The organism is Bordetella muralis (genome assembly GCF_054781015.1).
Map to the genome: position 1 here is coordinate 960,241 of NZ_BAAGVF010000008.1, position 17,784 is coordinate 978,024.

Below are 17,784 nucleotides of genomic sequence, written 5' to 3' on the forward strand. Positions count from 1 at the left end.
GACTATGCTCGCTTTGCCACAGCTTCAGAAAAACAACTCAGTAGACGCAATGAATCGAGCAGCACCGACATGGCTAATGCCCATCGTGGCAATTTTCACGCTACAAACCATCTCGGCGTTTTTAAATCGGCTCATTCCCATCCTGGCCCCGGCCATGTCCGAGGACTTTGGCTGGAGCGGCAGCACAATCGGTTATCTGACTGCCAGCAATTCCCTGGGTGGCTTGATGATCCTGGTCGCGGGCTCCGCCATGCTCAAGCAAATCGGCGGCATGCGTACGCTGCAATTGACTTTGTTGATCGGGGCCGCGTGTATGGCATGGCTATTGATACCTAGTCTTGCCATTGCGCTGATAGCATGTTTGTTCATGGGATTGAGCGGCGGCGCGGCCAATCCCGCAGGCAGCGAAGTCCTGCAAAAGTATTCTCCTCCCGGCAAACGCAACTTGATGTTCTCCATCAAACAGGCGGGCGTCCCTCTGGGCGGTGTGATCGCGGGTCTGCTCGTTCCACTGCTGGTCGTGCTGACGGGCTGGCGCATTGCTCTCTTCTTTTGCGCGCTCATCGTATTGCTGCCGACCATGATGACCTGGCGTTTGAGCGCCAGTCTGGACGAGACACCGGACAAGAAGGATCACTTTTTTCATTTCCCGACACTGGCGTCCCTACGCACACTCACTGTGCCGCTGGCCTCTTTACGGCACAACAGCGGCCTGATGAAAATATCCGTTGTGGGCAGCCTGTTTGCCATCGCTCAGAGCTGTTGGTTCACGTTCACCGTCATTTATCTTGTAGACCAGCTCGGCTATCCACTAGCCTTGGCCGGAATGGTCTTTGCCATCATGCAGGCGGGCGGCGTCATCGGCCGCATCGTACTGGGCTGGCTATCGGATTATTTGCGCTCGGCCAATATCACCTTGACGATTGCGGCGGTTTTTTCTGCAGTGACCACTGCACTGCTGGGATTGACCAGTGCTGACTGGCCGCTCTGGTCTGTGATTGCCCTGGCGTTTGTCGCAGGATGCTCGGCGGCCAGTTGGAATGGCGTACAAATCGCCGAAGTCGCACGGCGCTCACCACCACAGATGATCTCGGAAACGTCAGCCGGCTCCAGCATTCTAGTGAACTTGATGAACATGGTGGCGCCCACGCTTTTTGCGGCATTTGTTGCCGTCAGCGGGCGCTATGACTATGCGTTCATTTGTGCCGGCGCATGTTCGCTGCTCGTTCTGGTTTGCCTGCCGCGAGAGCGGCGCGGCAATGCGACGCAAGCAGGCAAATAAAGCAGACCGGCGTTTGACACACCTCCAGGTTTAGCCATACAGTCTGCGCTGCTCACAGGGCTCGCGACTCCCGTGGACACATGACAATGCCCCGTTCTATGGTGACGGTGTCATGCTTAATACCTGCTTGGTGATTCTGAATACCATGCGCATTTTGCTAGTTGAAGATGAAGTCGACATGGCCCTCTGGCTGCGTCGCGCTCTCGCACAGAGTGGTTTTGTTTCTGATCACGCCGCCGATGCCCGTAATGCCGAAGGCTATATGGTGGGCAGTGACTACGATGCAGTTGTTCTGGACTTACGTTTGCCTGACAAGCACGGACTCCACGTGCTGCGCGACATGCGTGAGCGTGATGACCGTACGCCCGTATTGGTGTTGACCGCGCAAGGGTCACTGCAAGATCGAGTACGCGGCTTGAATATGGGCGCTGACGATTTCCTGACAAAGCCTTTTGCCCTCGAAGAACTGGAGGCCCGCTTGACCGCACTGGTACGGCGCAGCCGGGGCCGCGATCACCCGAGGCTGCAGTGCGGTTCGCTCAGCTACGACAGCGAAAGCCATCTCTTTACGCTGGATGGCTCAATGCTGATGCTCACTCCGCGAGAACACGCTACCCTGGCCGCGCTCTTGATACGCGTCGGATATCCGGTCGAGAAAAATCAGCTATTCGAGAAAGTCTTTTCTCACGACAGCGATGCCAGCCCTGATGCCATCGAAGTGATTTTGCACCGCCTGCGCAAGAAACTGGCCGGCAGCGATGTGTGCATCGTCACTGTGCGTGGCCTGGGATACATGCTGTCGGCTGTCAAGTCAGCAGACGGTTGATCAGCCGCTGCCAGCCAGCCTGACCCTGCAATCCCTCAGGGAATACCCTGGAATTCAGGAAACCGACAGCGCACAGAAAGCGGATCAACAGCTTGCCTCCGTAATCTGTGCGCCGAACCGTCATTAAAACCCAAGCTGCGTTCGAATCGAACGCAGCGTCGAGGCCAATACGACGCGGTTTTCTGGAGGATAGCGTGCAGAAGGCAGTAAATAGAAAAGACTATTACGGCGGCGCCTTGATGGTGCTAGTCGGATTAGGAGCGATATACGCAGGGACCGATTATCACGTCGGGTCTCTCAGCCATATGGGGCCGGGATTTTTCCCCGCGGCCTTGGGAGGTTTGTTGGCTATCACGGGGCTGCTCATCGCGCTTTCCGCGCGCTCGGGCCAACCCAGTGAAAGTGTGCCTGGCGAAGGACACGGACATGGGCTGCCGGATCTGCGCGGTGGCGTCTGCATCGTGCTCGGCATCTTGGCGTTTTTGCTATTGGGAGAATACGGCGGCCTGCTGCCCGCCACGTTCGCCATCGTATTCATCTCTGCGTTGGGCGATCGCAAGAATACTGTCAAACAAGCCCTCGTACTGTCGGTACTGATGTCATTGATCGCAATTGTCGTGTTCTGGTGGGCGTTGCAACTGCAGCTTCCCCTCTTTCGTTGGGGTTGATGCGCCATGATTTCACAATCTTTAATGGACCTTTGGTACGGCTTTAGCGTTGCCTTTCAGTGGCATAACCTCGCTTGGTCGTTCTTTGGCGTGCTGGTGGGCAACCTCATCGGCGTATTGCCTGGAATGGGCGCACTGTCGGCCATTTCGATCCTGTTGCCGCTGACCTATGTCATGTCGCCGGTCCCGGCCATTCTCATGTTGGCAGGGATCTTCTATGGTTCGCAATATGGCGGCGCAATCGGCGCGATTCTGCTGAATCTACCGTCGCATCCGCCTCACGCGGTGACCTGCCTGGATGGCTATCCGCTGACCAAACAGGGCAAAGGCGGAACAGCATTGGGTATCACGATGATCTGCTCGTTCTTTGCTGCGTCAGTGGGCATTATCGTCATGATCTTTGCCTCGCCGCTATTGGTTGAGGTGGCCTTCAAATTCGGGCCTACCGAGATTTTCTCGATCATGTTGCTCGGTTTGTTGGCAGGCGCCACCATGTCGCGCGGATCGGCGCTCAAGGGCGTAGCGATGACGCTCTTTGGCTTGCTGTGCGGCGTGGTCGGAACGGACGTGAACACCGGCACCATCCGTCTTTCTTTTGGCTTGCTGGATCTGTCAGATGGCTTAGAGTTAGTGGCCATTTCGATGGGCTTGTTCGGGGTTGCCGATTTCCTCATGAGCGTCAACCGCATGAGCATCATCGGCAGTGGCGCCAAGCTGAAGCTGCGCGATATGCGCCCATCCAAAGCGGAAATGAAAACAGCCTTCATGCCCATGGTCCGTGGCACACTGGTCGGCACACTGTTTGGCGCCATGCCCGGCACAGGCCCGACGATCACGACGTTCATCTCATATGCGTTGGAACGCAAGCTTTCCAAAACACCGGAGAAATTCGGAACCGGCATGATCGCGGGCGTAGCCTCGCCCGAAGCCTCATCTCATTCCAAGACACAGGTGGACTTCATTCCGACGATGAGCCTCGGTATCCCGGGTGATGCCGTGATGGCACTGATCCTCGGTGCCTTGCTCATTCAAGGGATCCAGCCCGGTCCGCAACTCATCACCGAGCATCCGGATATTTTCTGGGGGCTGATCGCGAGCTTCTGGGTGGGCAACGTATTGCTCATGGTATTAAACGTTCCGCTCATTGGCGTGTGGGTAAAGCTTCTTCAAGTGCCGTACCGTTATCTCTTTCCATCGGCACTCTTTTTTATCGCGGTCGGGGTGTTCAGTACGCAGAACAACCTGTTTCAGATCTGGGAAGTCCTGGCATTCGGCCTGATCGGTGCGCTCTTGATGACGCTGGAGTTTTCCGTTGCGCCTATTTTGCTCGGTTTCGTGCTGGGACCGATGGTCGAAGAAAACTTCCGGCGTGCACTGCTGCTGTCTCGAGGTGATATGGCGGTGTTCGTCGAGCATCCCATCAGCGCCTGGTTCATCGGCGCCAGCGCACTGCTGATCCTGGTCCAGGTCTGGGCATTCCTGCGACGCTGGAAAAAGAAACCCAAGGGCAACTCTGAGCAGTTGCAGACCGCCTAGCAGATAGCACTGCCAATGCGGGTAAACAAAAGGCCGGCGCACCGCTGTTGCGCCGGCCCTTTTATTGACGGGTTGTGCCTAGATAAATCACGTAGACAAGCCAAGACCATTACGGCGCGGCGGGAAAGCGCAACGTAATACGCAGGCCTCTCTCATCCGGGCTCGCGCCAATCTCAATACTCGCATCATGCAAGCGCGCAATGCGCTCGACCAGCGACAGGCCGATGCCACTGCCATGCCCCTGCGCCTCAGGCATCCGAAAGAATCGATCCAGAATGCGTTCACGATATTCTTTTGGCACACCGGGGCCATCATCCTGCACGGACAATCGAACACTTCCATCGGCATCCTGTGACCGGCATGCGATGCGAATATTGCTGCCATGTCCGCTATAACGTGTGGCATTATCCAGCAGGTTACGCAACAGGATACCGAGGCTATCTACGTGTCCGTGCACAAAGCAGGACTCGATATCCTCGGTGAGATTCTGGTCGCGCGCCTGTGCTCGCTGTCGATAATCCTGGACGACGGCACGCGCGACAGCGCCTAGATCAATGCGCGCGGCGGCTTCCTGCAGCCCCGTTGATTCCAATATCGCCATGTCCAGCAATTGCTCGGAAATACGTGCACTGCGCTGCGTAGCCTGATGTATCTGCCGAACAGAATGATGAACTTCGTCGATATCCTGACTGCGCAACGCATTGTCGGCCTGCAACGACAGCACTGCCAAAGGTGTGCGCAGCTCATGGGCGGCATCCTGCAGAAAACGGCGCTCGTTCTCTACTGCTGCCTCGACTCTGGCCAATTGCTGATTGAAAGATTCGACTAAGGGCTTGATCTCGTCAGGCAGATCCTGGGTGGCCAAGGGATCAAGGTCAAGAGGGTGACGGCGGCGTAACAGTGTCGACAAGCGCAGAACGGGCCGGAAGGTAGTGTAGGTGACTGCCCACGCTACCGCCGCCAGCGGAAAAAACAGCGCGGCCATGAAAATCAGCGCATTGCCCATCTTGTGATGCAATTCCTGCTTCAGGTCTTGTAACGCCTTTCCGACTTGAACTTGAATGCGGCCATCTTCATCAGAAATGGTATAAGTACGCCACTCCTCCCCGCCAGCCATACTGGTGGCGAATCCATCCTGACCTGAAGTCGTGAGGGGCTCTGCAGGGGCTTTCGGAGAACGCAGCAGCAACCGGCCATTGACGAGCGAGTAGACCTGCAGCACCAGCTCTGCCTCGTTATCGTGCGGTACGGCTTGAGTCGCCAGTTGATAGCCTCGCGGCAATGCAATGGCTTCCAATCCCTGAGGCAGAGTCCGCAAGGCAATCTGTCCCGCACGCTCCAGACTAAGATCCCAATCTCCCGTGCGCTCGCGCGTCTGATCACGCTGGTACCAGATGAGCAGGATCAGCCACGCCACCATCACCGTCACGAGCATGCCAGCCAGCAAACGCCATCGTAGCGATCGATGCGAAGGAGTACGGATCATGAGCTACATCCCTTTTACACGGTAACCGTAGCCATGTACCGTTTCAATCAAATCGTCACCCAGCTTGCGACGTAGCTGGTGAATATAAACCGCCACAGTGTTGCTTCCTGTGGCGCCGCTGTCACCGTAGACGGCGCTTTCGAGCGCGGTGCGAGAGACAGCCCGGCCACCCCGCTCTACCAATGCAAGCAAGGTGCGGTATTCCAGCAAGCTGAGCGCAACGGGATCGCCTGCAAGCAGGACCGTCTGGTTAGCCGGGTCCACGGTCACGTTGCCTGCCACCAGGACAGGAGCGACGCGCCCCTTGCTGCGCCGGACGGTCGCGCGGGCACGTGCCAGCAATTCGTCGATCTGGAACGGCTTGACCAAATAGTCGTCGGCGCCCGCATCGAGCCCTGCAATCCGCTCGCTCAGGCGATCTCTCGCCGTCATGATAATCACTGGCGTCGTGTCATAACGCGCTCGTAGTTGGGCCAGGATCCCCATGCCAGACCCGCCAGGCAAGCCCAGGTCCAGCAATATCAACTCGTAGTCGTGGTCGACCAGCGCCGTCTGCGCCAACCTTGCATCGGCCGCAATATCGACGCTCGCACCTTCACGGCGCAGCGCCAGCTGGAGCGCCTCGGCCAGCATGGCGTCGTCCTCGACTAATAGTGTGCGCATTGGATCCGTCCTCGTCATCGCGCGACATTGTTACGCCAACGGATTAAATCCGGTTTAAGACCCATACGAGGCTTAAAGAATTCCTAAAACTGTCGAGGCAGTATAGCGGCTGAAATTCGGTCGCCTGTCAGGCAGCCGATGAACTTGGATCCAGGGAAATAGAATGAAAGCAATCACGATGACACGCGGTGCAGTCGCCATAGCCCTGGCCGCAGCAGCAGGCCCAGCCATCGCGGAGGGCACGAATCTGATCGGTATAGGAGTGGGCGTGAGGCCCGTCTACGCCGGCTCTGACGAGTATCGAGCCGTCCCCACGCCGCTGATCAACTACCGGTCCGGCCATTTTTTCATCACGCCGCGGGCAGGCCTGCCCGCGCTGGGGCTGAGCTATGAACTCGCCCCCGACCTGGAAGGCGGGGTGTTCGTCGGCCTGGGCCTGGGCCGGGACTCGGATGATTCGGATCGCACCCGCGGTCTGGACGATATCGATTTCCACGGCGTATACGGCGCCTTTGTGGAATGGACACCGGGCCGCTACTCGCTCGGCGCTGCCTATCGCCAAGCTGCAAAATCCGGTTACGGCGGCACGTTGGAACTACGCACTTCCTATGCGGTGGTGCAAACCGAACGGCAGCAATTGCGCTTGGGCGTCAGTACGCAATGGGCCAATAGCAGCGACATGCAGACCTGGTATGGCGTCAGCACATCCGACGCAGCGCGCAGCCGGGAACACCTGTCTCCCTACTCAGCTTCGTCCGGTTTCAAGAATGCAGCGCTGTTCGCCAACTGGACCTACCAGTTGACAAAGGACTGGACGGTAATGAGCACATTAGGGGTCAGTACCGTACTGGGCGATGCGCGCGATAGCCCGCTGACCGAACGCAAGACCAATGTTTTCGGCAGCCTGGGAGTCGGCTACCGGTTCTGATAACAGGGGAATCAGCGCGGGGGGAGGCCGGCCTATGGCACACTGGAGTTTCTCAGAGTCCTTACCATCACTCCACGCGCAATGACGACATCAGATCAGAAAGAGACTCCGGCAGCAGGAACAGAGACAGCCGCTCCCTATGGGATGCAGAGCCGTTCCGCCGACATAGCAAAGCGAAAGAAGGTAACGACGGTACGGCTTGCCGACATGCGCCGGCAGGGCGAGAAAATCGCCATGCTGACGGCCTATGACGCGACCTTTGCTGCCATCGAAGATGCGGCTGGCGTCGATTGCATACTGGTGGGCGACTCGCTGGGCATGGTCTGCCAGGGAAAAAACAGCACCGTGGGTGTCTCGCTCGATGAGATGGCGTATCACACTCGCTGTGTGGCTAAGGGCCTGGAAAAAGCCGATGGCGCCGCACTACTCGTAGCCGATCTCCCCTTCGGTTCGTATCATCAGTCACGAGATCAGGCGATGGCATCATCCGTATGCCTCATGGAAGCCGGCGCGCAGATGATCAAACTCGAAGGCGGGGGCTGGACGACCGAGGTGGTTCAGTTTCTTGTCGAGCGCGGCATACCGGTGTGCGGGCATCTGGGGCTGACGCCTCAAACCGTATCGGCGTTGGGCGGTTTTCGTGTGCAAGGCAAGGACGACGATGGTGCAGCGAAGCTGGTGCGTGACGCGAAAGCGTTGGAAGCCGCTGGCGCATCGTTGTTGGTGCTGGAAATGATTCCGGCAAAACTCGCCGCAGATCTCACCAGCCAGATGCAGACCTGCGCGACGATCGGCATCGGCGCAGGATCAGGCACGGCAGGCCAGGTGCTGGTAATGCATGACATGCTGGGGATCAATATCGGGCGCATGCCAAAATTTGTCCGCAACTTTATGGACGACGCAGACAGCGTCCACGCGGCGTTTTCTGCTTATGTCCGCGCAGTCAAAGACGGAACGTTCCCCGAAGACGCACGCCACAGCTGGTAGCGCTGAAGCATTGCGTAACGGCACTGTTCCCTGCCGTCGTTCTGCATTCTCATGCAGAACAAGCATAATATTCCACTAGACCGTCAGATAGGCGCTGCCCTGAGGCTGACGGCCGACCCCGTCTTCCCCCTGTGTGAATACACAGACTCTCGGAGCAATGGATGAAAAAGCTGATCAACAATCCTCGCCACATCGTACGAGAAGCCCTCGAGGGATTAGTTGATACGACAGACCATCTCGCACTGATCGAAGGCGAGAACATCGTCGTACAGCGTGATTTGCCTGGTCTTGCGGCTCGCTCGGTGGCGGTGCTCTCTGGTGGCGGCAGTGGCCACGAGCCTGCTCATGCCGGATATGTGGGCATAGGCATGCTCACCGCGGCGATTGCGGGTGACGTATTCACCTCTCCGAGCGTGGATGCGGTACTGGCGGCGATTGTCTCCGTCGCAGGTCCCGCTGGTGCCTTGCTGGTCGTTAAAAACTATACCGGCGACAGGCTGAACTTTGGTTTGGCCGCTGAACTCGCGCGAGAAAAAGGCATTCCGGTCGAAGTCGTCCTGGTGGCCGATGACGTATCGTTGCGCGACATGGTTCCGACCGATCGCCGTCGCGGTATTGCTGGAACTGTATTCGTGCACAAGATCGCCGGAGCAGCCGCAGCTAAAGGCTGGCCCTTGGAAAAAGTGGCGGCCATCGCCGCACGCGCCGCAGCGGCTGTGGGCTCCATGGGCGTTGGCCTGGGTGCCTGCACGGTACCTTCTGCTGGTACGCCCAGCTTTTCACTAGGCGATACCGAGATCGAGTACGGTCTGGGTATTCACGGCGAGAAGGGGGTACGCCGCGTCGACATGAAACCCGCAGATGCGATAGTGGACGATATCCTGGCGCAGATATTGGCAGAGATACCTGACGATGCCAGTCGAGTCGCTTTGCTGGTCAACGGCTTGGGAGGTACGCCGCCCATAGAACTGCAGATTATCGCGCGCCACGCGCTGGCCACCTTACGCGCCAAAGGCCTGACACCCACGCGCGCGTGGGTGGGCAACTACATGACCGCACTGGAAATGCCCGGATGTTCGTTGTCGGTATTGCCTGTGGATGACGAGCTGCTCGAACTGCTGGATGCGCCTTGCGGCGCTCCGGCATGGACACACTCCGGCCGGATCAATGAAGAGCGTACGACTGTGCCTGTGCCGAGCGGCCTCGAAGCAAATCTCGCGTCCATGCCTGCCGGCCCGTTGGTAGCAGCGCTGGAGCGAGCAGCAAAGGGCGTCGCGCATGCGTTGATCGCTGCCGAAACCGAACTCGGGGAGCTTGACGCCAAAGCCGGTGACGGCGACTTGGGCGCCAGCATGGCACGCGGCGGCCAGGCCATACTCGACTTGGCTCCTGAGGCTTTTCACACACCCGGTCAATTCTTTGCCTCGGCGGCGCAAGCGATGCGCAGAGCGATCGCGGGCAGTTCCGGCCCGTTCTACGCCGTAGGGTTACTACGCGCCAGTCGCGAACTGGGGGACCTGGCCGAGCCATCGCCGGCGCAATGGCAGAAAGCCTTTGCCGCCGCGGTAGCTGCCGTGATGGAGATGGGAGGCGCTAAAGCGGGAGATCGCACGATGGTCGACGCCCTCACGGCGGCCAACAATGCATGGCATTCGGCGTTGGCGGCAGGCGCTCCAGGCAGGGACGCGTTTCGCCAGGCTGTGCAAGCAGCCGAGAAAGCCGCAGCGGACACTGCCCATATGCAACCTCGTCTAGGCCGTGCCAGTTACTTGGGAGAGCGGGCCGTCGGCATTCCGGATGGTGGCGCTGTCGCAGTAGCGTATTGGCTGAAAGCACTGCAAAACGGTATCGAGGAAATCAGGTAAGTCACCCGTGCAATAGCTTGTGCTCTGATAAAAGCGATCTTCAATGGAAAAAGGCATTTCTCTAAACGACATCTGGTACTTTGTCGAAGTCGCAAAGCGCGGGAGCTTCAGCGCCACCGCGGCGGCATTGGATATGCCAGTCGCTACACTTTCGAGGCGCATATCCGAGCTCGAAAAAAATCTCGGATATGCGCTGTTCCTACGCACGACACGCAAGGTTTCATTAACCGACTTGGGCACGCGCTACTTTGAGGAGTGCGTCTCCCAAATCGAAGGCATTCTGAACGCGCACGAGAACGTCAAGACATACCTTGAGTCGCCTGAGGGAAAATTGCGGGTCTCGATCATGCCCGGACTGGCGCCTTTGTTGCCAGGCGTCTCAGAAGAGCTGCACCAGCGCTTTCCAAAAATCAGCTGCGATTTCGATCTCAGCAGTTCAACAAGAATCAACGACCTTTCCGGTATGGATTTATACATCCGGGGAGGGCGCCAGGAGGACTCTCCTCTTATTCAAAAGCCACTCGTGAATTTTCGTCTCATCCTGGTGGCGTCGCATGATTATCTGCAACGGACGGGATATCCTGAGTCGCCTGCCGAGCTTCAGCATCATGCGCATATTTGCATGCATGGAACGGACACTTGGGAGCTCAGAAGAGGAACAGAAGTCGAGACGATTCGGCTCAGCCCGAAATTTTCCAGCAACCAGATCCTTTTGAATCTACAGCTCGCCGGCAGAGACCTAGGCATCACTCCCGTTCCCTACCCCTTTTCTGGCAACCAATTACTCCAGAATTACCGGCTGGAACGGGTGTTGCCTGATTGGGAATTGTCATCTGCCATGCTGTATGCGCTGTTTGAAAGCCGCGTGATCTCGGCCAAAGCCACGGCGTTTCTCAATATTCTCGTCAAACATTTGCAGGCACATTTTTCGCTGGATAGCCAATCGGTGCCTCCATCTGCCGTGTGGAGTGAATGGGCGAATGGCGGGAACAGGGTCGGATGAGGAGGCGCTGATCGGTCAGCATCTCAGATCAAGCTGCGTGAAGAGTTAGGTCAGATAGGTATTTTCGTCCTGCGCATCCAGGAACGCGAGATATTGGGCAACCGTATTCTCCAGCGCTTCGGCGTTCCCGGTGCCCGCGGTTATCAAGGGTTGAGCCTCAGGCATCAAGCGGCATATCCGATCGAAGTACTCCAGGAACATATCCGTCTGCGCACACGCCAGCAATGTGGGCACGCGCACCAAAGGCAAACGAGAGGTCTTGTCATAGCCGATCGCTGCGCGATAGGGAATGTGATATGTCCGCGTTGCCTTGATGACTTCTACTGCCTTGTCATGCAGCTCGTCGGCACTGGGCAGACCTATAGACCGCCGATGGGCCGCATCGCGCTTATACCAAGGCCAGAATAAATACACGTCCCGGACAAACTGATATATCCATGCCAGTTGGCTGCCATTCATGTCTATGGCAACACCAGGCGCGTAATGCTTGAGCATGTCATCACGCTCGTCATCGGTGTATTGCGAGACACCGTCCAGGATCAGCTTTCTGACTCTGCCGGGATGGGCAATGGCAATTTCGCACGCAATGTTTGCACCGGTGTGGCTGCCGTATAAATCAAAGCGCTCTATCCCTAGCTGATCGATGGCCTGCACATGCACTTGTGCAAAGTAGCGGATGTCCGCTTTATCGCTGACAGGGGCGGATGAGTCTCCATTGCCCAAGGTGTCAGGTGCATACACCGCTCGGCTATTGCCCAGACGGGCAATCAACGGCTCGAGCAGTTTTGCGGATCCCGGTGACGCATGCAGCATTACCAGTGGGATGGGAGATATACCGTCTCGCTCCGGCAAAGCCGGGGATGCCGTGCGATAGTGCACTTGGCAATCCGGCAACGTAACGAAACCCCTTAATACACGGGCCAACGCATCACATGTCACTTCAACGATACCCCGACTGATTTGACCAGTTTTGCCCAACGTTCGCTGTCTTGTTTGATTTTGGACGCATAGTCGTCAGGGGTTGTGCCTTCGGCCTCGAGTCCCATGCTCTGCAGCCGTGATTTTGTTTCCGGCTCCATCAGGATGCCATGCAGGGTGGTATATAGCTTGTCGATGATAGGCTTGGGCGTTCCTTTGGGAGCAACCATTCCGTACCAGGAGTTGACCTCGAATCCCGGCAAGGTTTCCGCAACCGTCGGCAGCTCGGGCAACACTGATGAGCGCTTCAGCGTGGTAATCGCCAGCCCTGTCACGCGACCGTCTTTCATCAAACTCATCGCGGCAGCAATATTGATGAACGCAAATTCGATCTGACCACCGATCAAATCAGTACTGATTTGACTATCGCCTTTGTATGGGACGTGCAGTAGCGAGACCTTTCCCAGCTGAGCCAGCATCTCGCCAGCCAGATGCGTGGTGCTGCCCACCCCCACCGAGCCATAAGATAACTTTCCGGGATGCGTACGCGCGTAATTCAATAGATCATTCACTGATGTGAATTTCAGATCGGGCCGGGACACCAGGACGATCGGACTCGAAACGATCTGCGTGATCGGTTCGAAATCACGAGTCGGGTTATAGGGGAGCTCCTGCAATGCCGGACTGATCGACATTGGACCGACATGCGCCAGGAACAAGGTGTAGCCGTCCGGATTTGCGCGCGCTGCCTTGGCAGCGCCAATGGTCCCGTTAGCGCCAGGCATGTTCTCCAGAATCACGGACTGACCAATGACGTCGCTCATCCTTTGAAGAAGCGGCCGGGCAATGGCGTCAGACGCCCCGCCTGCTGTCCAGGGATTAATTACTGTTATGGCTTTGGATGGATATACACCAGATTGGGCCGATACCGCTGGACCCGCATAAGAGCCCAGAGTCACACCGAGGAAAGCCGTCAACGCAATAGCACCTGCTTTAAAACGAATAACCGCCCAACTGATAGCGACCATGAAAACCCCTTTTCCGTTCGCACAACAGCAATATCGAATAATTCGCTATGCAAATAACCTATTCGCAGCATAAATCAGTCTATGCAGATGCCAAAAGGCCGTCAATGCTCGTTAACGCGTAAAGACTAGAACGCCACGTTTCGGTGACGGGCCACATGCTCGCCCGCCAATGCCGGAGCGATCTGCCGGGCTAATTCTTTAAGCGCTGCCGCGATGGGTCCCGCGAGACGCTCTTTAGTCATATACGAACTATTACCCCCGCATGTCAGTGCCAGGATACGGCGCCCGTCCGGAGAAATGACCGGCACTCCGATCGCGTTGACGTCACGATGCGAATGTCTCAGGTTGAACACAAACCCGTGCTCGTTGTAATGCGCGATCGCTTCTTCTACGGCAGTGGCATGCACTTTCCACGCTTTGCCCAGCTGTTGCTTGATTGCCGTCAATAGAGATGTCCGTTCTGCGTCGGGCAATGCGGCCAGATAAGCCCATCCCAACGACGAGTTGACCATCTCCAGCTGTGATCCTACATGCAGGATCAGCTTCAAGATGGCGGGGCTTTCGGCGCGCTGCACGATCACCATATTGTGCCGATCAGGTTCGGCCAAGGATACCGAAGCTTCAAACTTTTCGGCCACGACTTTCATCAGCGGATACGCAAATTCCGCGACACCCGCATGGGTGATGGATGCGTGTCCCAACGTCAGCACACCAGGCCCGACACGCAGCCGATCGGCGTTGCGGCCGGGAATCAAGTATCCCGATTGAGACAAGGTATAGCAAAGCCGCCACACCGTAGGTTGCGGCAACCCGGTCATACGCGCAATCTCGCTAGTGCCCAGCTCGGGGGTGTCGGGAGTAAAGCAGCGCAAAACCTCGAGGCCCCGATGCAGCGCGGTCACGAACATCCGATCTTCTTTCACTAGTGTTTTCCCCAAATCGACGGCGAATTATCGCCTGAGCCATTGACTGGCGCTCGCATAAGCCAAACAATAGATTCATTAAGCGAATAGCCTATTCACTATACGAATAAATATCAATGGATAAATCGGAAGGCCTATGCACCTCGAAATAAATAGCGCGCTGGCCGAACTCCGGCCTGCACTGCGAAAATTCGTCACAGAACGCTTGGACCCTATCGCGGCGCGCATTGACTCAACCGGTGAAGTTCCGTCCGGCACTCGCGAGTTGATCGCCGCGCAGGGCTATCTGGGCATGCGCCTGCCTGCCGAGTACGGCGGTGCAGAGACGGATCTGTCGACGTATTGCCTGGCGATCGAGGAGATGGGACGCTCGCACCGGGTTTTTACATTGATGCTGGATGCATCCAGCGGACTGACCCCTATTGCGCTGGTTCGACATGGCACCTCGGCGCAAAAACTCACCTATCTGCCCAAATTGGCCAATGGCGAATGGACGGCGTCATTCGCCCTGACAGAGCCCGACGCGGGCTCTGACGCTGCAGCATTGCGCACACGGGCACAGCGTTGCGAGGGCGGCTGGCGTATCACGGGTACGAAGCAATACATCAGCGGTGCGCATTATGCCCGCGTCATCATGGTCATTGCCGTCACCGATGCCGCCAAACGCGCTGGCGAGAGAATGACAGCGTTCCTGGTAGACAAAGACACACCGGGCATGACCATCAGCCGCATCGACAAGACCATAGGATCGGATCCCATGCAGCTTGCCGAGCTGCACTTCGACGACTGTTTCGTTCCTGATACCGCGGTGCTGGGCCAGGTGGGACAAGGATTCCCCATAGCCATGGGATCGCTCACCAGTGGCCGCATGGGCGTGGCGTGCTCATGCCTGGGCACTGCCGACAAACTGTTGGAACTGTCTATCGGCTATGCAAAAAACCGCAGCACGTTTGGCAAGCCCCTATCCGAGCGCCAAGCCATTCAATGGATGTTGGCCGACTCCGCTACGGAACTGGCCGCGGCCCGCGCACTGGCCTATGACACGCTGCGCCGTATCGATGCCGGCGAGGATGTCGGTACGGCGCCGAGTGTGGTCAAGCTCTATTGTTCCGAGATGGTCGGACGGGTTGCAGACCGGGCAATACAGATTCACGGCGGCGCTGGCCTCATACGCAATGAACCCGTAGAACGCTTTTATCGGGACGTACGCCACTATCGCATTGGCGAAGGCTCGTCGGAAATACAACGCATGCTGATCGCCCGCGATCTGTGCAGGTAAACGGGCGCGATTCGCCCCATTCGATTAAGGACCAAACCATGAGCAAGTACGACATGCTGGCCATAGACGCGGTGGTCAACATCTGGACTCCCGAGACTTATGAGCTGCGACCCAATCGGGACGCGTTTTTCGGCGGGAAAATGAAAGTGCAGGATCACACATTGCGTGGGATCACTCATGATGAAATGCTGCGGCGCATGGATGCCGCGGGCATTGAGCGAGCCTTTCTGATTGCCAGCAAAGTCGGCACCAAAGGGCATCGCGCCAGCTACCACATTCCTTACGAGATGGTGGCCGAAGCCATCAATCTGCATCCCGATCGTTTTCTAGGTCTGGCCGGCATCGATCCCACAGAAGGCATGGATGGCGTCCGCCAGTTGGAGGCAGCGGTTCGGGACTATGGATTCATCGGCGCACACGGCTATCCGCATTGGTTTGAACTCGCCCCGGATCACGCCAAGTGGTATCCCTTTTATGCCAAGTGCGTAGAGCTGGATATTCCCATTCAACTGCAGGTGGGGCAATCCATGCTTTATGACCCGAACTATCGCCTGCGCAGCGTGGGTAAACCGATCACGCTGGATGCGGTTGCTTGCGACTTTCCCGAGTTGAAACTGATCGGCATCCATGTAGGCATCCCATGGACAGATGAAATGATCGCCATGGCATGGAAGCATCCTAACGTATACATCGGTTGCGATGCACATGCACCCAAGTACTGGCCGGATTCGTTCGTCCACTACATCAATACGTACGGCAGCAACAAAGTGCTGTTCGGCACGGATTTTCCGATCCTGGATTTCGAACGTACGCGTGACGAGATAGAGGCCCTGGACCTGCGCCCTGAGTCCAAACGAAAGCTGCTGCGCGACAACGCCATACGTGTGTACAAGTTGAATGAAGGGGCCGCACGGTGAGCGTTCCTAATATTGCAGACATGTTGTCCCTGCATGCACAGATGCGGCCCTCCAGCGTCGCGCTCGTGCATGGCGATGAATCGTTGACGTACGCCGAATTGAATCAGGCCGTCTTACAGCGCGCAGCGATGTTGCAGGACATGGGAATACGCAACGGCAATATTGTCGCGGTAGCGCTAAAGGACGGGATAGAGCATGTATTGATGCTCTATGCCATCGCGCGTGCGGGTGCAGTGATTCTGCCCATGGATTGCCGTTGGAAAGAGTTTGAAAAGCTGCGCGTTGCGAAGCACTTCCAGCCGACGTTGATCATGGTGGAGCCGGGCGGCGACATTCCTGGGGCGGCATGCATTGCAGCGGATGCAGGCTGGAATAAGAAAATCATCGGAACATCGATCGATCGTGTCTTTCCCGATGGCAATCGGGGCGTTGTCATGTCATTGTCGTCGGGGACGACGGGACGCCCCAAAGGTCCCATGCTGACGCATAGCCAGTTTCAAGCACGATTCTGGACACACTGGGTGGATCTGGGCTTTGGCAGCCGGGAAGTCTACGTCAATGCGACGCCCCTCTATTTCGGAGGTGGCAGGGCATTCGCCATGTCCACGCTGCATGCGGGAGGAAAGCTGGTTCTATTTCCTCCTCCTTATGCTCCAGAAGACTTGGCCATCGAGATTGCGCGCACACAGGGCACGATTCTCTTTCTGGTACCAACGCTGCTGCGCAGAATGATGAACACCGAGCCTGAGAAGCTGACTTCGATGAAGGCCCTCACCACACTGATCTCATCCGGCTCGGCCTTGACAGCGGAGGAACGCAAGCGCATCAAAGAAGACATATGCCCGAACTTTCTTGAATACTACAGTTCCACCGAAGGCGGCGGCATTACCGTACTGCCGCCCGCCGATCAGACTGAACATGGAGCATCCGTCGGCCGGCCAGTCTATGGCGTCGAGGTTCAAGTCGTAGACGACAGTCATCATCCGGTATCCCGCGGAGAAACAGGACGAATTCGATATCGCGGGCCTGCCGTTGCCAACGGGTTCTACAACGACCCGGAGGCCAGCGCGGAAGCCTTTTATCAAGGATGGTTCTATCCAGGAGATCTGGGCAGCCTGGATGCCGATGGATACCTGACGCTGAAAGGCCGATCCAAAGACATGATCATCCGCGGCGGAGTCAACATCTATCCCCTGGAAATCGAAACTATCTTGTCAGCCCATGAATCGATTGCTGAAGTCGCCGTAGTCGGCTGGCCATCGCGTGAGTTCAACGAAGAAGTCGCTGCCTTTGTCACATTGCGCCAAGGACATGCTCTCGATGAGGAGGCGCTCAAGAGAATGTGCAAAGCTACGCTCGCACCTTATAAAATTCCACGCGAGATCTTCCAGTTGGACGAGTTGCCTCGCAATTCAGGCGGAAAGGTCATCAAAAGCGAGCTCACGGCGAAACTGCCCCCGTTGTAGTAGCCAGTC

At 57.2% G+C, this 17,784-nt stretch carries 16 protein-coding genes; 11 read left to right on the forward strand and 5 right to left on the reverse strand.

Features of this window, described 5'->3' with window-relative positions; genetic code table 11:
* Window positions 1–49 precede the first annotated feature (49 nt).
* From ACYVIT_RS22125 to ACYVIT_RS22140, 4 genes are all read left to right on the forward strand, one after another.
* Window positions 50–1,282, forward strand: coding sequence for an MFS transporter (locus ACYVIT_RS22125; protein ID WP_415804624.1), 1,233 nt, complete (start codon window positions 50–52; stop codon window positions 1,280–1,282).
* A 145-nt stretch (window positions 1,283–1,427) separates the two neighbouring features.
* The gene (locus ACYVIT_RS22130) at window positions 1,428–2,108 is read left to right on the forward strand and encodes a response regulator (RefSeq protein WP_415804834.1); all 681 of its coding nucleotides are present in this window, start codon (window positions 1,428–1,430) and stop codon (window positions 2,106–2,108) included.
* Window positions 2,109–2,347: 239 nt separating this feature from the next.
* Window positions 2,348–2,776, forward strand: a complete 429-nt coding sequence (locus tag ACYVIT_RS22135; RefSeq protein WP_415804835.1) for a tripartite tricarboxylate transporter TctB family protein — start codon at window positions 2,348–2,350, stop codon at window positions 2,774–2,776.
* Between the two features lie 6 nt (window positions 2,777–2,782).
* Complete coding sequence (locus ACYVIT_RS22140; RefSeq protein ID WP_415804625.1) at window positions 2,783–4,312, forward strand: tripartite tricarboxylate transporter permease; 1,530 nt, start codon at window positions 2,783–2,785, stop codon at window positions 4,310–4,312.
* A 109-nt stretch (window positions 4,313–4,421) separates the two neighbouring features.
* Here the strand turns inward: ACYVIT_RS22140 and ACYVIT_RS22145 are convergent, their stop codons facing one another.
* Window positions 4,422–5,798 (reverse strand): sensor histidine kinase, encoded by a 1,377-nt coding sequence (locus ACYVIT_RS22145; RefSeq protein WP_415804626.1) that lies wholly within the window; start codon window positions 5,796–5,798, stop codon window positions 4,422–4,424.
* A 3-nt stretch (window positions 5,799–5,801) separates the two neighbouring features.
* Window positions 5,802–6,461 (reverse strand): response regulator, encoded by a 660-nt coding sequence (locus tag ACYVIT_RS22150; protein ID WP_415804627.1) that lies wholly within the window; start codon window positions 6,459–6,461, stop codon window positions 5,802–5,804.
* A 163-nt stretch (window positions 6,462–6,624) separates the two neighbouring features.
* Between ACYVIT_RS22150 and ACYVIT_RS22155 the strand changes: the two genes are divergently transcribed.
* The 4 genes from ACYVIT_RS22155 to ACYVIT_RS22170 all read left to right on the forward strand — a co-directional run bounded on the left by ACYVIT_RS22155 (window position 6,625) and on the right by ACYVIT_RS22170 (window position 11,244).
* Complete coding sequence (locus ACYVIT_RS22155) at window positions 6,625–7,389, forward strand: MipA/OmpV family protein (RefSeq protein WP_415804628.1); 765 nt, start codon at window positions 6,625–6,627, stop codon at window positions 7,387–7,389.
* An 81-nt stretch (window positions 7,390–7,470) separates the two neighbouring features.
* On the forward strand, window positions 7,471–8,376 hold the full coding sequence (panB, locus tag ACYVIT_RS22160) for a 3-methyl-2-oxobutanoate hydroxymethyltransferase (RefSeq protein ID WP_415804629.1): 906 nt from the start codon (window positions 7,471–7,473) through the stop codon (window positions 8,374–8,376).
* A gap of 161 nt (window positions 8,377–8,537) precedes the next feature.
* Entirely contained in the window at window positions 8,538–10,241 is a 1,704-nt protein-coding gene (locus tag ACYVIT_RS22165) for a dihydroxyacetone kinase family protein (protein WP_415804630.1), read from the forward strand.
* 43 nt (window positions 10,242–10,284) lie between these two features.
* The gene (locus ACYVIT_RS22170) at window positions 10,285–11,244 is read left to right on the forward strand and encodes a LysR family transcriptional regulator (protein ID WP_415804631.1); all 960 of its coding nucleotides are present in this window, start codon (window positions 10,285–10,287) and stop codon (window positions 11,242–11,244) included.
* A gap of 45 nt (window positions 11,245–11,289) precedes the next feature.
* Here the strand turns inward: ACYVIT_RS22170 and ACYVIT_RS22175 are convergent, their stop codons facing one another.
* The 3 genes from ACYVIT_RS22175 to ACYVIT_RS22185 all read right to left on the reverse strand — a co-directional run bounded on the left by ACYVIT_RS22175 (window position 11,290) and on the right by ACYVIT_RS22185 (window position 14,113).
* Window positions 11,290–12,123: an alpha/beta fold hydrolase gene (locus ACYVIT_RS22175; protein ID WP_415804632.1), complete on the reverse strand. Its 834-nt coding sequence runs from the start codon at window positions 12,121–12,123 to the stop codon at window positions 11,290–11,292.
* A 56-nt stretch (window positions 12,124–12,179) separates the two neighbouring features.
* Window positions 12,180–13,190: a Bug family tripartite tricarboxylate transporter substrate binding protein gene (locus tag ACYVIT_RS22180; RefSeq protein WP_415804633.1), complete on the reverse strand. Its 1,011-nt coding sequence runs from the start codon at window positions 13,188–13,190 to the stop codon at window positions 12,180–12,182.
* Between the two features lie 125 nt (window positions 13,191–13,315).
* A complete protein-coding gene (locus tag ACYVIT_RS22185; protein WP_415804634.1) occupies window positions 13,316–14,113 on the reverse strand; it encodes an IclR family transcriptional regulator in 798 nt (265 codons plus the stop codon).
* A gap of 136 nt (window positions 14,114–14,249) precedes the next feature.
* Here ACYVIT_RS22185 and ACYVIT_RS22190 point away from each other — a divergent pair, with 136 nt between their 5' ends.
* From ACYVIT_RS22190 to ACYVIT_RS22200, 3 genes are read left to right on the forward strand one after another with little or no spacing between them, the layout of a single operon-like run.
* Entirely contained in the window at window positions 14,250–15,392 is a 1,143-nt protein-coding gene (locus ACYVIT_RS22190) for an acyl-CoA dehydrogenase family protein (RefSeq protein WP_415804635.1), read from the forward strand.
* Window positions 15,393–15,430: 38 nt separating this feature from the next.
* Window positions 15,431–16,309 (forward strand): amidohydrolase family protein, encoded by an 879-nt coding sequence (locus ACYVIT_RS22195; RefSeq protein WP_415804636.1) that lies wholly within the window; start codon window positions 15,431–15,433, stop codon window positions 16,307–16,309.
* Window positions 16,306–17,775 (forward strand): class I adenylate-forming enzyme family protein, encoded by a 1,470-nt coding sequence (locus tag ACYVIT_RS22200; RefSeq protein ID WP_415804637.1) that lies wholly within the window; start codon window positions 16,306–16,308, stop codon window positions 17,773–17,775. Before ACYVIT_RS22195 ends, ACYVIT_RS22200 begins: the two co-directional genes overlap by 4 nt.
* The last annotated feature ends 9 nt before the right edge of the window (window positions 17,776–17,784 follow it).

What these genes read in the sequence shown, in the direction of transcription:
- ACYVIT_RS22170 (WP_415804631.1), top strand. Translation starts at nt 10,285, where the DNA reads ATGGAAAAAGGCATTTCTCTAAACGACATCTGGTACTTTGTCGAAGTC.
- ACYVIT_RS22155 (WP_415804628.1), top strand. Translation starts at nt 6,625, where the DNA reads ATGAAAGCAATCACGATGACACGCGGTGCAGTCGCCATAGCCCTGGCC.
- ACYVIT_RS22125 (WP_415804624.1), top strand. Translation starts at nt 50, where the DNA reads ATGAATCGAGCAGCACCGACATGGCTAATGCCCATCGTGGCAATTTTC.
- ACYVIT_RS22180 (WP_415804633.1), bottom strand. Translation starts at nt 13,190, where the DNA reads ATGGTCGCTATCAGTTGGGCGGTTATTCGTTTTAAAGCAGGTGCTATT.
- ACYVIT_RS22140 (WP_415804625.1), top strand. Translation starts at nt 2,783, where the DNA reads ATGATTTCACAATCTTTAATGGACCTTTGGTACGGCTTTAGCGTTGCC.
- ACYVIT_RS22130 (WP_415804834.1), top strand. Translation starts at nt 1,428, where the DNA reads ATGCGCATTTTGCTAGTTGAAGATGAAGTCGACATGGCCCTCTGGCTG.
- ACYVIT_RS22190 (WP_415804635.1), top strand. Translation starts at nt 14,250, where the DNA reads ATGCACCTCGAAATAAATAGCGCGCTGGCCGAACTCCGGCCTGCACTG.
- ACYVIT_RS22195 (WP_415804636.1), top strand. Translation starts at nt 15,431, where the DNA reads ATGAGCAAGTACGACATGCTGGCCATAGACGCGGTGGTCAACATCTGG.
- ACYVIT_RS22165 (WP_415804630.1), top strand. Translation starts at nt 8,538, where the DNA reads ATGAAAAAGCTGATCAACAATCCTCGCCACATCGTACGAGAAGCCCTC.
- ACYVIT_RS22145 (WP_415804626.1), bottom strand. Translation starts at nt 5,798, where the DNA reads ATGATCCGTACTCCTTCGCATCGATCGCTACGATGGCGTTTGCTGGCT.
- panB (WP_415804629.1), top strand. Translation starts at nt 7,471, where the DNA reads ATGACGACATCAGATCAGAAAGAGACTCCGGCAGCAGGAACAGAGACA.
- ACYVIT_RS22135 (WP_415804835.1), top strand. Translation starts at nt 2,348, where the DNA reads ATGGTGCTAGTCGGATTAGGAGCGATATACGCAGGGACCGATTATCAC.
- ACYVIT_RS22150 (WP_415804627.1), bottom strand. Translation starts at nt 6,461, where the DNA reads ATGCGCACACTATTAGTCGAGGACGACGCCATGCTGGCCGAGGCGCTC.